Source organism: Parahaemophilus parainfluenzae, from assembly GCF_001055095.1.
GTDB lineage: Bacteria > Pseudomonadota > Gammaproteobacteria > Enterobacterales > Pasteurellaceae > Haemophilus_D > Haemophilus_D parainfluenzae_Z.
Window position 1 is genome coordinate 27,079 of the sequence record NZ_JVHG01000015.1, and the last position, 13,440, is coordinate 40,518.

The 13,440-nt window shown below is 40.1% G+C and carries 15 protein-coding genes; 2 read left to right on the plus strand and 13 right to left on the minus strand.

From position 1 onward, the window contains the following. Positions 1-45: 45 nt before the first annotated feature. The 6 genes from ADA56_RS03985 to ccmA form a co-directional block, all read right to left on the minus strand. Positions 46-1,995, minus strand: coding sequence for a heme lyase CcmF/NrfE family subunit (locus ADA56_RS03985; protein WP_049369396.1), 1,950 nt, complete (start codon positions 1,993-1,995; stop codon positions 46-48). After that, a complete protein-coding gene (gene ccmE / locus ADA56_RS03990) occupies positions 1,995-2,525 on the minus strand; it encodes a cytochrome c maturation protein CcmE (RefSeq protein ID WP_014063989.1) in 531 nt (176 codons plus the stop codon). The genes ADA56_RS03985 and ccmE overlap by 1 nt, the downstream gene beginning before the upstream one ends. Further along, a complete protein-coding gene (gene ccmD, locus ADA56_RS03995) occupies positions 2,522-2,725 on the minus strand; it encodes a heme exporter protein CcmD (RefSeq protein WP_049369400.1) in 204 nt (67 codons plus the stop codon). Before ccmD ends, ccmE begins: the two co-directional genes overlap by 4 nt. A 29-nt stretch (positions 2,726-2,754) precedes the next feature. Beyond that, positions 2,755-3,495, minus strand: coding sequence for a heme ABC transporter permease (locus ADA56_RS04000; RefSeq protein WP_049369402.1), 741 nt, complete (start codon positions 3,493-3,495; stop codon positions 2,755-2,757). 68 nt (positions 3,496-3,563) lie between these two features. Continuing rightward, on the minus strand, positions 3,564-4,229 hold the full coding sequence (gene ccmB / locus ADA56_RS04005; protein ID WP_014063992.1) for a heme exporter protein CcmB: 666 nt from the start codon (positions 4,227-4,229) through the stop codon (positions 3,564-3,566). 6 nt (positions 4,230-4,235) lie between these two features. After that, a complete protein-coding gene (gene ccmA / locus ADA56_RS04010; RefSeq protein ID WP_049369404.1) occupies positions 4,236-4,877 on the minus strand; it encodes a cytochrome c biogenesis heme-transporting ATPase CcmA in 642 nt (213 codons plus the stop codon). A gap of 282 nt (positions 4,878-5,159) precedes the next feature. Here ccmA and sodA point away from each other — a divergent pair, with 282 nt between their 5' ends. Next, positions 5,160-5,807, plus strand: coding sequence for a superoxide dismutase [Mn] (sodA, locus tag ADA56_RS04015; RefSeq protein ID WP_049369405.1), 648 nt, complete (start codon positions 5,160-5,162; stop codon positions 5,805-5,807). A 54-nt stretch (positions 5,808-5,861) separates the two neighbouring features. Here sodA and ADA56_RS04020 read toward each other — a convergent pair whose 3' ends face one another. The 7 genes from ADA56_RS04020 to ADA56_RS04050 all read right to left on the minus strand — a co-directional run bounded on the left by ADA56_RS04020 (position 5,862) and on the right by ADA56_RS04050 (position 12,261). Further along, positions 5,862-6,305, minus strand: coding sequence for a methyltransferase family protein (locus tag ADA56_RS04020; protein WP_049369408.1), 444 nt, complete (start codon positions 6,303-6,305; stop codon positions 5,862-5,864). 52 nt (positions 6,306-6,357) lie between these two features. After that, positions 6,358-6,972: a YfgM family protein gene (locus ADA56_RS04025; RefSeq protein ID WP_049369410.1), complete on the minus strand. Its 615-nt coding sequence runs from the start codon at positions 6,970-6,972 to the stop codon at positions 6,358-6,360. An 18-nt stretch (positions 6,973-6,990) separates the two neighbouring features. Next, the gene (hisS, locus tag ADA56_RS04030) at positions 6,991-8,262 is read right to left on the minus strand and encodes a histidine--tRNA ligase (RefSeq protein ID WP_049369412.1); all 1,272 of its coding nucleotides are present in this window, start codon (positions 8,260-8,262) and stop codon (positions 6,991-6,993) included. Positions 8,263-8,271: 9 nt separating this feature from the next. Beyond that, positions 8,272-9,378: a flavodoxin-dependent (E)-4-hydroxy-3-methylbut-2-enyl-diphosphate synthase gene (gene ispG, locus ADA56_RS04035; RefSeq protein WP_049369414.1), complete on the minus strand. Its 1,107-nt coding sequence runs from the start codon at positions 9,376-9,378 to the stop codon at positions 8,272-8,274. Positions 9,379-9,396: 18 nt separating this feature from the next. Then, positions 9,397-10,425: a RodZ domain-containing protein gene (locus ADA56_RS04040; protein ID WP_049369576.1), complete on the minus strand. Its 1,029-nt coding sequence runs from the start codon at positions 10,423-10,425 to the stop codon at positions 9,397-9,399. Between the two features lie 75 nt (positions 10,426-10,500). After that, positions 10,501-11,043, minus strand: a complete 543-nt coding sequence (pilW, locus tag ADA56_RS04045) for a type IV pilus biogenesis/stability protein PilW (RefSeq protein WP_049369415.1) — start codon at positions 11,041-11,043, stop codon at positions 10,501-10,503. 69 nt (positions 11,044-11,112) lie between these two features. Beyond that, entirely contained in the window at positions 11,113-12,261 is a 1,149-nt protein-coding gene (locus ADA56_RS04050; RefSeq protein WP_005698372.1) for a bifunctional tRNA (adenosine(37)-C2)-methyltransferase TrmG/ribosomal RNA large subunit methyltransferase RlmN, read from the minus strand. Between the two features lie 301 nt (positions 12,262-12,562). On the opposite strand from ADA56_RS04050, the gene ADA56_RS04060 reads away from it, so the two are divergent. After that, a complete protein-coding gene (locus tag ADA56_RS04060; RefSeq protein ID WP_049369419.1) occupies positions 12,563-13,438 on the plus strand; it encodes a D-alanyl-D-alanine carboxypeptidase family protein in 876 nt (291 codons plus the stop codon). Positions 13,439-13,440 lie beyond the last annotated feature (2 nt).

The following is a 13,440-nucleotide window of genomic DNA, read 5'->3' on the forward strand; positions in this document are numbered from 1 at the left end:
TCAATTTCACATCTATTTCTAGGGGCAATGCGCCCCTTATTACAATTAAGACTGTTTAACTAATCGACTAAAACGATAACGACGGTCAAACATACAGAGCAAACCACCTAATGCCATAAACAATCCTCCAATCCAAATCCAACGGATAAAAGGTTTATAGTAAAGGCGTAGCGCCCATGAGTTATCATCTATCTTTTCGCCCAAAGCAACATACAGATCGCGAGTAAAGCCCCAATTAATTGCCGCTTCCGTCATTGGCATTTTACTGACGGTATAAAAGCGTTTTTCGGCAAATAATGTTGCTTCCGTTTTACCCTCTTTTGAAATATCAATTTGTGCTTTACCGCCCATATAGTTAGGACCATTTGCATCACTCACGCCAGCAAATTTAAAGTCATAATTAGCAATCTGCACTGTATCACCAACAGCCATTCGCACATCACGTTCCACACTGAAGTTTTGGCTAAAGGCTATTCCCCAAACTGTCATGGCTACACCAAGGTGAGCCAAAATCATCCCCCAATGGGAACGGGAAAGCTTGGTAATACCTTTAAAGAAAGATTCACGGTGTGTTGCACGTTGTTTCATTTCGTAGAGGCTCAGTAATACAATAATGACAGACATCATAGTACCAAGCACCGCACTAACAGTGAGTTTATTTTGTAGGAAATATGGTAAGGCAAAGCCTGCAATCGCCATCACAATCACACTCACTACAACCGGTGTACGAATTTCAGAGAACTGATCACGACGCCATTTAACCAATGGCCCAATACCTAGTAATAAGGCAAATGGGGTCATAATAATCAGGAACATTTGATCAAAGAACGGCGCACCGATCGAAATAGAGCCCAGACCTAATTGCTTGTGAACTAACGGCAATAATGTCCCTAAGAACACCACACAAAGTGCGGTCATTAATAGGATATTATTCAATAACAATAAGGTTTCGCGAGAATAACGTTCTGCATTATCACGCGAACGAATTTGATTGCCTTTGTAAGCGTACAAAGTTAAAGAACCACCAATTACTACAACCAAATAAGCAAGAATATATAAACCACGTGTAGGATCTGAAGCAAAGGCGTGTACTGACACTAAGATACCGGAACGAACTAAGAACGTACCCAGTAAGCAAAGTGAGAAAGCAAGGATCGCTAAAAGCACTGTCCAAGCTTTAAAAGAGCCACGTTTTTCAGTAACCGCTAAAGAGTGGATTAATGCGGTTCCTGCAAGCCAAGGCATTAAAGAAGAGTTTTCTACTGGATCCCAGAACCACCAGCCACCCCAGCCGAGCTCATAATAGGCCCACCAAGAACCGAGCACAATCCCGAGTGTTAAAAAGACCCAAGCTGCCATCGTCCAAGGGCGAGACCATCTTGCCCAAGCGGAGTCTAATTTGCCCGTCATTAATGAGGCAATCGCAAAGGCAAAAGCCACAGAAAAACCAACATATCCCATATAAAGTAATGGAGGATGGAAAATCAAGCCCACATCTTGCAACATTGGGTTGAGTTCTCTGCCATCTACTGGGAAGTCTGGGAATGTACGGGTAAATGGATTTGAGGTAAATAAGACGAAGAGTAAAAAGCCGATGCTAATAATCCCCATAATACCTAATACACGAGCTACGGCTTCTTGTGGCAAGTGTTTGCTAAATAAGGCTACGGCTGCGCCCCAAAGTGTTAATAACCAAATCCAAAGTAATAATGAGCCCTCATGTGAACCCCAAACGGCAGATAAACGATAATAAATCGGTAAGCTACTGTTAGAGTTATTCACCACATATTGCACACTAAAATCATTGACTGCAAAGAGGTAGAACAATGCAGCAAACGCAATGGTTAAAGTAAAAAATAAACCATAAGTCATTGGACGAGCCAATGACATTAATTGAGGGTGACCTTTTTCTGCGCCCCATAATGGGAAAATCGCTAAAAAGAATGAAACGGCAAGACTTAAAGCAAGCGCATAATTTCCTAGTTCAGCAATCATTATTGACCTTCTTGCGGTTTTTGCTGGGTTTCTTTATAACGACGATCAGCTTCACTCTCGCCTTTTAACTCTGCGCCCATTGGCTTATGTACTTTCTGCATTTTTTCGCCTAATTCTGGTGGTACATAATTTTCATCGTGTTTAGCAAGTACTTCTGTCGCCTCTAATAAAGTTGGCTCTTTTAATACGCCTTGCGCGACGATACCTTGCCCTTCACGGAAAAGATCAGGAAGAATACCTTCGTATTCTACAGTGATCGATGGACCAATATCATTTAAGTCAAAGCGAACTTTTAAGCTTTTTGGATCGCGTTTTACTGTGCCTTCCACAACCATGCCACCTACACGGATGCGTTGCCCCACTTCAGGTTTTTGATCTGCTTTGCCTTCTTTACCTTCAATGACTTCTGATGGCGTATAAAATAAATCGATATTTTGGCGAAGCGCATAAAGGACTAAACCTGTTGCAATCGAAATACCTAAAATCACAAAGATAATGATAGAGAGTCTTGATTTACGTCTTGGATTCATAGTGTATTCCCTTTATTTGCTTGGTTTAAACGGGTTTCACGCTGTTGCTCGCGTAACACTTCTTTTAACACCGTTTTACGCCCTTTGACACTTTGTATCGCCAAAATGATCATTGCCACAAGACTAATGCCGTAGGAAAGCCACACATAAAAACCATAGCCTCCCATATTGATAAAATCACTCCAACTTTGGAAAAACATTTTCCGCTCCCTAAAATAAAAATAAAAAACTATTTCAGCTTACTTGCTAACTCTTTTACCCATGGACGTTTGCTATCTTCTTTTAGCAATTCAACGCGATAACGCACGAGCGTAAACCAAATGGATAAAAATAAAAATCCAAAAATACATAAAATCAGTGGAATTAACATCGGCGTTGCAATAGACGGTTTTTCAAACTTCGTGATACTTGCCCCTTGATGTAAAGTATTCCACCACTCTACGGAGAAGTGAATGATTGGTAAATTCACCACACCAACAATACACAAAATACCCGCTGATTTTGCACCCACAGCACGATCAGAAAATGCAGAGTAAAGGGCTAATACACCGATATATAAGAAGAAAAGAATGAGTTCTGCGGTTAAACGCGCATCCCACACCCACCAGGTTCCCCACATTGGTTTACCCCAGATTGCGCCTGTAACTAACGCGATAAAGGTAAACATCGCACCAATAGGTGCCATGGCAACCATCGAAAGGTGTGCGGCTTTAATCTGCCAAACTAACGCAATAATCGCTGCAATCGCCATCGAACCATACACACCCATTGACCAAATCGCCGCCGGCACATGCACATACATAATTCGGAAACTATTGCCTTGCTGATAATCTGCCGGTGCATAAGCTAAGCCCCACACGATGCCAACAGCCAATAATAAAACCGCAATCGCACCAAAAAATGGGCTTAATTTGCCACATAAATGATATTGGGTTTCATGTTTTGCGTAAGGATGTAACCACTTCCACATAAAAGATCCTTAATTCCAAAAAATAAAAAACAGTTAAAAATCTGACCGCACTTTCACCGTAATAGTGATTAATTATCTAAACTAATTCGTAGTGCCGCTGCAATAGCGAAGGGCGATAAGGTTATCGCGCCAGCCAAAATTGCGCCTAAAATAGCAAGCTGTCCACCATAAGGGAGATTTAACGCAGCGGCATCTAAAATTGCTGAGGCAAAAATTAAAACCGGAATGAATAATGGTACCACAAGTAAACTCAGCAATACGCCACCTTTACGTAATCCTACCGTCAATGCTACGCCAATCGCACCAATGCAGCTTAAAATTGGTGTTCCCACTAGCAAAGTGACCACCAGCGCCCACCAAATATTTACTTCCAACGAAAGTAATAAAGCCGCAATAGGTGAAAGTAAAATCAACGGCAAACCTGTTAATAACCAGTGCGCAACAACTTTTGCGAGCGCCGTTAGCGCTAAAGGTTGAGCCGTAAGCATCAATTGTTCTAAAGAGCCATCAATAAAATCATCTCGAAATAAGCGCTCAAAAGACAGCAACGCAGAAAGCAGTGCCGCCACCCAAGCAACCCCCGGTGCAATGCGAGAAAGGAGTTTAGGATCCGGCCCAATCACCAATGGAAACAGCGTGATAACGATCAAAAAGAACCAAAGCGGGTTCAATATTTCCGCTTGTTTACGGGTCGCAATCTTCAGCTCACGCTTTATAATCTGTAAAAATATCATAAAAATCTAAGAGTTATATTTATAATCAGCAAGATTGATTTTTTTCAATAACGTACTTGGCACTTCTTGGTGGCTCGTTAAAATTACCATTCCACCTTTTTTAGCATGATTTTCAAAAAGTGCGGTCAAAACTTCAACCCCCTTTTTGTCTATTGCTGTAAAAGGTTCATCCAAAATCCAAAGAGGTGCTTCTGAGATCCATAATCTCGCCAAGGCAATGCGCTTTTGCTGACCTGCTGAAAGTTGAGCTGCCGGTAAATCTTCACGTCCAAGTAAACCCACAGTTTCAAGCACATCCCATAAAATATCGGTGCCTTGCTGGCTTTGACTAATCTGCTGATAAAATTTTAAATTTTCCCATGCTGTTAATTCAGGTTTCACACCAGAATGATGGCCGAGATAAAGTAGCTGATGATAGTATTCTTCTCGTTGTTTTGTAATCTCGTCTGAATTCCACCGCACTTTACCTTCTACAGGCTGTGCAAGGCCAGCTAAAATGCGCAATAAACTTGTTTTGCCGATACCATTGTGCCCTTCAATTTGCACGAAATCACCGCTTTGAAATTGCAGTGAAAGATCGGTGAACAACACACGATCGCCACGCTGGCACGCTAATTGTTCTAATTGAAGTTGATGAGCAGGAAACATAGCCTCAGCCTTAAAAATAAAATCTTGTGAAAAATCAGCGGGTATTCTACCACAAGGGGAAATTTTGACGAGATTTTAAGGGCTAAAAGGTATAACTATTTAGAAGTAGATTGGTGTGTTTATTGATTTAAAACAAATTAAGCTTTTCTAGTCTATTCATCGGATAATCAAATAATTAAAAGATTTACTGATCTAAATCAAATTTTCTGCTACTATTTAACTACTTTTTGATGTTTTTTATCAAAAACATTACCCTAACTTCATTTAAAAAAGGAACATATTATGTCTTATACTCTACCTGAATTAGGTTACGCTTATGATGCGTTAGAACCACATTTTGATGCACAAACAATGGAAATTCACCACACTAAACACCACCAAGCCTATGTAAACAATGCAAACGCGGTGTTAGAAACTTTACCTGCTGAATTTTCTGAAATGTGCTCAGGTCAATTAATCAGCCAATTAGACAAAATCCCAGCTGAAAAACGTACCGCATTACGTAACAACGCAGGTGGTCATGCAAACCACAGCTTATTCTGGAAATCATTGAAAAAAGGTACTACTCTACAAGGTGATTTAAAAGCTGCTATCGAACGTGATTTTGGTTCTGTAGAAAACTTCAAAGCTGAATTTGAAAAAGCAGCGGCAACTCGTTTCGGTTCTGGTTGGGCATGGTTAGTGATCAACCAAGGTAAATTATCTGTTGTTTCTACCGCAAACCAAGATTCTCCATTAATGGGTAAAGAAATCGCAGGTTGTGAAGGTTTCCCACTTTTAGGCTTAGATGTTTGGGAACACGCTTACTACTTGAAATTCCAAAACCGTCGTCCAGACTACATCAAAGAATTCTGGAACGTAGTTAACTGGGATTTCGTTGCGGAGCGTTTAGCTAAAAAATTAGCAGATTGCGGATGTGCAGCTAAATAATCGCTTCTCAAAATATATAAAAAATCGCCTATTTTTAGGCGATTTTTTTATTGGTTAAATCCAGCGTCTCACTTTTTTCTTGTAAGCCAAATAAGACTCACCAAACTTCTTCTCTAGCCAGTATTCTTCAGGTTTAATTTGCCATTGTGTGATGAGATAAATAAATAGAAAAACACCTAAAAAACTAACCGCACTTTGCAAATAAAGCGCCCATGCCACTAACAAGCCAGCTAAGCTTAAATACATGGGATTACGGCTAAAACGATAGATACCACTTACCACAAATACTTTGCTTTTCTCTAAATGGATGGGATGAATATTGGCTTTATTTTTGTAGAATTGCCAAACACTGAAAAAACCAACAAAAGATGAAGCCAACGCAATCAGATAAGCAATCACGATATTGATTGTAACAGGATAAGGATTAGGCAAATATGCCATGATAAGTGCACAGCCAATAAAAATGACGGGTGGCGGCACAATAGGTTTCTGAATCATAAGATCAAAAATCCAATAAAAAAGCCCGAGCAATTCGGGCTAAATTAAAATATTACAGATTATTTAATTTCATCTGCGCCATTTGTTTCTCTAACGGGTTACCGCTTTTTTGTGCATTCTCAAAGCTTGCTTTAGCACCATTTACATCGCCTTTTGCGATTTGAATATCGCCCGCTAAAAGATCTTTACGCGCGCTAAAGCCTTGGCTTTTCACTTGATTTAGACTTGCTAATGCTGCATCAAATTGACCTTGTTGGAATTGCACGGCAGACAAACGAAGCGCTGCAAGAGAAGTTAAGATATCATCTTGTGATTGAGCAATCGCTTGTTTTAAGCTATTTTCAGCAGAGGCGTAATCTTGTTTTGCAACAAAACCTTTTGCTTCATCTAATAAGCTAAATACCGCATAGCTGGTTTTATCATGCGCTTTCACAAATTCAGCTACTTTAGCTTGTTGTGCGGCGGCATCTTTGTTTGTGGTATAAACTAAGGCATCATATTCAGCAGACGCTTGCATAATTTGATTGGCTTGATAAGACTGCCAATAACGCCAGCCCAACATCCCGCCTACGCCAAGAATAAAAGCGGCAATAATGGTTTTGCCATTGTCTTTCCACCACTCTTTTAACTGGTTCAGTTCTTGTTCTTCTTCAATGGTATATGCCATTTTCCTATCCTTCTAAAATTAAAATTGGGCTTTCACGTGTTCAATTAAATTGTCCACATCAATGGTTTGCTGCTCTGCTGCGCCAAGTAAGTGTTTTACCACAACTTGATTATTTTGCACTTCACTTTCGCCAAGTACAAGGGCTAGAGTCGCACCAGACTTATCTGCGCGTTTAAATTGTTTTTTAAAGTTACCGCCGCTGCAATGCAACATTGTGCTTAAGTGCGGTAATTCTGAGCGAAGTTTTTCAGCGAGCTGGAATGCGGCTAATGTTGTACCTTCACCTTGATAAACAACGTAAATATCTACCGCACTTTTTACCGGAATCGATTTATTCACTTCTTGAACGAGTAGTACTAAACGCTCTAAGCCCATTGCGAAACCAACACCACTTGTTGCGTGGCCACCAAGTTGTTCAACTAAGCCGTCATAGCGTCCACCACCACATACAGTACCTTGAGCACCTAATGCTGATGTCACCCATTCAAATACGGTTTTATTATAATAGTCTAAACCACGAACCAATTTTGGATTAATTTCATATTGAATACCAACTGCATCTAATAGACCACATAGCTGCGCAAAATGCTCGCGACTTTCATCATCTAAATAATCCAATAATTTTGGCGCGCCATCCAATACATCTTGTAATGCTTGATTTTTAGTATCCAAAATACGTAATGGATTTTTTACAAGACGTTCTTTCTCTTCTTCGCTCATTAAATCTTGGTGATTTTCTAAGAAGGCCACTAATGCAGAACGATAGTTTGCACGTGCTTCTAATGAACCAATCGAATTTAATTGAAGTGAAACATGTTTATCAATACCTAACGCTTTCCACAGACGTGCCGTTAAAATAATTAACTCTGCATCAATTTCAGGGGTTGCGATACCAAATACTTCGACACCCGCTTGATGGAATTGACGGTAACGACCTTTTTGTGGACGTTCATGGCGGAACATTGGTCCCATATACCATAAACGTTGTTCATTGTTGTAAATCCAACCATGTTCAATCGCAGCACGCACGCATCCCGCCGTACCTTCTGGACGAAGTGTTAATTGTTCATCATTATCCCAGAATGTGTACATTTCTTTTGAGACGACATCTGTGACTTCACCGATTGCACGAGCAAATAATGGTGTGCTTTCCACGATTGGCATACGCACTTCTGAATAGCCGTAGCTACTTAAAATTTGGCGAATCTGCCCTTCAATCCATTGCCAAAGTGGAGATTCAGTTGGGGAACAGTCATTCATTCCACGAATTGCTTGAATATTTTTTGCCACGAGTTTTCCTTAAATAATTCGATTTTTTGGATCTTGTTGTGCAACTTTGGCACGAATTTTTGCTTCTAATTGGTCAATAATCGCGTCGTTATCAAAACGTTCTTTTTGACGCTCACCATCTAAATAATAACCACTTTTCTTATTACCACCGGTAACGCCAAGATCAGACACTAATGCTTCACCTGGGCCATTTACCACACAACCAATAATAGACACATCCATTGGGGTAATAATATCTTCTAAACGTTGTTCCAGTGCATTCACCGTGCCGATCACATCAAACTCTTGACGAGAGCAAGTTGGGCAAGCAATAAAGTTAATCCCACGAGAACGAATACGTAATGATTTCAAAATATCAAAACCAACTTTGATTTCTTCTACAGGATCGGCGGCTAAAGAGACACGCAAGGTATCACCAATGCCTTCCGCTAACAACATACCTAAACCAATCGCTGACTTCACAGAGCCCGCACGCGCGCCACCTGCTTCTGTAATACCTAAATGCAACGGCTGTTTAATGGCTTTTGCCAATAAACGGTAAGATTCTACCGCAAGGAAGACATCGGATGCTTTTACGCTCACTTTAAATTGATCGAAGTTTAAACGATCCAAGATCTCAACGTGGCGTAACGCTGATTCTAATAAGGCTTCTGGTGTTGGTTCACCATATTTCTCTTGAATATCTTTTTCTAATGAGCCAGCATTGACACCGATACGAATCGGGATATTTTTATCACGCGCACAATCCACCACTGCACGAATACGATCTTCACGACCGATATTGCCTGGATTAATACGTAAACAATCCACCCCATATTCAGCCACTTTTAACGCAATGCGATAGTCAAAATGAATATCCGCCACTAATGGCACATTCACTTGCTGTTTAATGATTTTAAAGGCTTCGGCTGCATCCATGGTCGGAACAGAAACACGCACGATATCTGCGCCCACACGTTCCAAAGATTTAATCTGTGCAACGGTCGCTTCAACATCAGTTGTGCGAGTACTTGTCATGGATTGCACGGCAATCGGTGCATCACCACCGATTGGTACATTGCCCACATAAATTTTTGTCGATTCACGACGTTTGATAGTAGGTTTTACTGCTGACATTCTTTCGTAAATTATTCGTTAAGGTTTTGGTAATTTAAATTTAGCCACACGGCCATCAACTGTAAGCGGATACGCTTCGCCTTTATAAGTAATGCGAACGTTACCCGGCGCACCGATAATCAAGGCGTATTCGTCACCATTAAAGGTTAAGGTTTCACCTTGTTTATATTCTTTTTGCGCTAATACTTTACGGTTTTTGTCTTTCACACTAATCCAGCTTGAATTTTTGGTAATCTCAATAACGAGATCACCTTTCACCGTAGTTGGTGCTTCAGAAATAGCGGGGTTTTCAACCGCACTTTGTGTATCTGGCACCGTTTGCTCTGTTGTTGGTTCTGTGTTAGGTAACGTTTGTTCCACAACAGGTGCTTGAGCTTGTTCAACAGTAGGTGCTGAAGTTGCTGTGGTTGAAACTTCAGTGTTTACGGTTTGAGCTTGATTTTCTTGAGTAGTTGAAACAGCGGGTTCAGTAGCATTATTTGTTTTTTCCGCTACAGACGTAGTTTCACTGCTTGACACCGCAGGCTGACTATTTACTGTTACTGGAATTTCATTCGAATGAGTAACAGGTACCTCTGCTGTTTTTTCTTTTTCAACGTAGGTTTGCACTAAATTATCACGTTCTTCGTTTGATTTTTGATAATTTTGCCACCACCATAAGCCAGTCATTCCAACAGCAGCGAGTAAAATAATAGTTGTGAGTGTGCCTACCCAACGGCTGTGAGATGAATATTGGTTAACTGAACGAGTCGCACGTGTATTTTTACTTAAATCATTTTTATGTGCTTCACCAAAAGTTAAATGTGCCCATTCAGCATCAGGAATACGTAAAAATTTCGCATAACTGCGAACATAACCTCTCAAAAAGGTTGAAGGTACATTTTTTTGGACAAACTCATTATTTTCTAATTTTGCCAAAATGCTTGGACGTAAAGAAATGGCCTTTGCCACATCTTCTAGAGAAAGGTTTAGTGCTTCGCGTGTTTGGCGAAGTTTATCCCCAAAAGAGATTTCAGTTGTTTCAGTTTGTTCGACGATTGTATTCATAGGTATAAAAATAGAGAAATAGAAATAAAAAACTAAATACCAAATTTTAAAGTCGAAAGGGGCTTTTGGCAATGATTATTTGAGTGTGCGGAGCTTTTCCGCTCTAGAAGGATCAACTTGACGCAATTTCTCCAACGCTTGTTGATAAACGTCGGTTTGTTTTCCGGCAAAAGCACAAAGTGCCATGTTTTCGTAGGTATCTGCTTGATGATAATAATTTGGTGCAGCGAGTGCCGCATTAAATTGTGAATAAGCTTGTTCAAACTCACCTTGCCCACATAGAAATGCACCAAAGTTGTTATACACATCGCCTTGCTTATCATCTAACTTAATCGCCAGTAAATAAGCTTGCTTCGCTTTTTCCGTATCGCCTTGTAATTGATAAAAATGCGCAAGTGCCGAGTGCACAAGATAATAGCGTTCATCATGTTCAAAGGCTTTATCTAAGTTAAGTTTTGCTTGAACAAAATCCTCTTGTTGCAGATAGCCTAATGCCAATTCAACGCGCGCTTTTGCTGCTTGTTGTTTATTAAAATCAACAGAAGACTGAGAGACGCAAGCAGAAAAAACAAAAGGAAAAATGACCGCACTTAGAATGTTAATTGGGATTAATTTCATCTTATCACTCCTCTATCTTATCACTCTTAGCTAGACCATTTTCCCTTTACAAGTATTGCTATATTTAGCTTAGTTAACCGCTTTTACGTCAATACCTTCGCCAAACTTACGTTTCATTGCTGTACGTTTGGTTCGGTCGATAACATCCCCCGCCAGCTGACCACAAGCGGCATCAATATCATCACCACGGGTTTTGCGTACAATGACCGTAAAGCCGTATTCCATTAAGGTTTTTTGGAAGCGATCGACACGGCTATTTGAGCTTTTACCATAAGGTGCTTCTGGGAACGGATTCCATGGGATCAAGTTAATTTTACACGGGGTATTTTTTAACACTTGAGCTAATTGATGCGCATGCTCTGTACCATCATTCACATGATCTAATAACACATATTCAATAGTCACTTTACCATGGTTAGCATTTGATACTTCTAAGTATCTGTGTACCGAATCCATCAACATTTTGATGTTATATTTTTTATTGATCGGCATAATTTCATCACGCAATTCATCGTTCGGTGCGTGAAGCGAGATCGCTAATGCTACATCAATCTTATCACGTAACATATCGAGTGCAGGCACGACTCCTGAAGTGGATAACGTCACGCGTCGTTTAGATAATCCATACGCGAAATCATCTAGCATAATTTCCATCGCGGGTACAACATTGGCTACATTTAACAATGGTTCACCCATACCCATCATTACCACATTGGTAATAGGACGTACACCCGTCACACCAAAATTACCGATAATTTTTGATGCACGCCAAACCTGACCGATAATTTCAGACACTGTTAAATTACGGTTAAAGCCTTGCTGTGCTGTGGAACAGAAGGTACAAGCTAACGCACAGCCTACTTGAGAAGAGACACAAAGTGTTGCGCGATCCGCCTCAGGAATATAGACCGTTTCAACTTGCTGTTCACCTACCTGCATCGCCCATTTAATGGTGCCATCCGCAGAGCGTTGCTCAACCGCGACTTCAGGCGCTTTAATTTCAGCGACCGCTTTTAATTTTTCTCGTAATTTTTTATTAATATTGGTCATATTGTCGAAGTTATCTTCGCCAAAATGATAAATCCATTTCACTAATTGATCCGCACGAAATGGTTTCTCGCCTAATTCAGCAAAAAACTCACGCATCTGCTGACGCGTTAAATCCATTAAGTTAATCTTTTTTGTATTCGTTTCGGATAAAAGGGGTTGTTCTAACATAAAGCCTCGTTATTACACATTACGGCGATGATGTTACTCAGAATTGAGCAACAAAAAATTCGCATATTAAAAATGAGCCGAGATTTTACAGATTTACCGACAGATAAGCTAGCAGATTTAAAAAACAACGAAAATTTTGACCGCACTTATTTGCGATCCGCATCGCAAAAATCAAAAAAACAAAAGAAAAAAGTGCGGTTAAAAAACTTCGAATTTTTTATCTTTCATACATCCCAAACCCCTACAAAAACTGATAGAATGTGCACTTCGTTTTATTCTCTGAGTTAGCTATATTGAAGATATGTTAAAAAAAGTTCTTTCTGTATTGTGTTTAGTACCCGCAGTCGCAACGGCACAATCTTATATCGTATATGATTTCACCCATGATAGAGTGCTCGAAAGTAGCTCACCTAATCATGTGCAACCTATCGCCTCTGTCACCAAGTTAATGACGGCGAATGTGTTTCTTGAAAATAATCGAAACACAAACTGTACAGCCTCAATTACAGACGATGATTTCGATTACATCAAAGGCACTCATACAAAATTACCTAAATATACGCCAATTTCTTGTAATGAATTGTTAAAAGCAATGCTCGTTCATTCTGATAACTATGCTGCCCATGCACTTTCTCGCTCTGCGGGCATGAGTCGTTTGCAATTTATTCAAAAAATGAATGAGAAAGCGAGAGAATTAGGTATGCGCTCTACCCGCTTTTCAGATAGCTCAGGTTTATCTGACAGTAACATTTCAAGTGTGATGGATCTGGTTAAATTGGCTAAATACTCTCTTAACAAAGCACAAATCAAAAACCTCTCGAATATGCCAAGCGCTTTCATTCAAGCAGGCGGACGCAGCGTTTTTGTTAAAAACACCAATAAATTAGTGCGTGAAGAAGTGTTTGATGCGGCAATTAATAAAACCGGTTACATTCGCGAATCTGGCTATAATTTAGTCTTTGTGAATAAAAATCCATGTAATCGCGCGACCATTGGGGTGATCAGTTTAAATAACCATTCATCTGCGTTTCGTACTAACTTTACTAAAGGAAAATTGGAACAATACGGTTGTATCGCAGGGCGTAGCATGCACAACTTTACTGTTGATGAAGCCCAATATGAAGAAGGCTATGATGAAGCGGGTATGGATCGCCTAATTCAACAAGTTGGTGGTTAATC

Coding starts and splice junctions, on each gene's coding strand:
- ADA56_RS04020 (WP_049369408.1), bottom strand. CDS start 6,305: ATGATTCAGAAACCTATTGTGCCGCCACCCGTCATTTTTATTGGCTGT.
- ccmA (WP_049369404.1), bottom strand. CDS start 4,877: ATGTTTCCTGCTCATCAACTTCAATTAGAACAATTAGCGTGCCAGCGT.
- ADA56_RS04060 (WP_049369419.1), top strand. CDS start 12,563: ATGTTAAAAAAAGTTCTTTCTGTATTGTGTTTAGTACCCGCAGTCGCA.
- ADA56_RS04050 (WP_005698372.1), bottom strand. CDS start 12,261: ATGTTAGAACAACCCCTTTTATCCGAAACGAATACAAAAAAGATTAAC.
- ADA56_RS04040 (WP_049369576.1), bottom strand. CDS start 10,425: ATGAATACAATCGTCGAACAAACTGAAACAACTGAAATCTCTTTTGGG.
- ccmE (WP_014063989.1), bottom strand. CDS start 2,525: ATGAATCCAAGACGTAAATCAAGACTCTCTATCATTATCTTTGTGATT.
- ccmD (WP_049369400.1), bottom strand. CDS start 2,725: ATGTTTTTCCAAAGTTGGAGTGATTTTATCAATATGGGAGGCTATGGT.
- ADA56_RS04025 (WP_049369410.1), bottom strand. CDS start 6,972: ATGGCATATACCATTGAAGAAGAACAAGAACTGAACCAGTTAAAAGAG.
- pilW (WP_049369415.1), bottom strand. CDS start 11,043: ATGAAATTAATCCCAATTAACATTCTAAGTGCGGTCATTTTTCCTTTT.
- ADA56_RS03985 (WP_049369396.1), bottom strand. CDS start 1,995: ATGATTGCTGAACTAGGAAATTATGCGCTTGCTTTAAGTCTTGCCGTT.
- ADA56_RS04000 (WP_049369402.1), bottom strand. CDS start 3,495: ATGTGGAAGTGGTTACATCCTTACGCAAAACATGAAACCCAATATCAT.
- ccmB (WP_014063992.1), bottom strand. CDS start 4,229: ATGATATTTTTACAGATTATAAAGCGTGAGCTGAAGATTGCGACCCGT.
- ispG (WP_049369414.1), bottom strand. CDS start 9,378: ATGTCAGCAGTAAAACCTACTATCAAACGTCGTGAATCGACAAAAATT.
- sodA (WP_049369405.1), top strand. CDS start 5,160: ATGTCTTATACTCTACCTGAATTAGGTTACGCTTATGATGCGTTAGAA.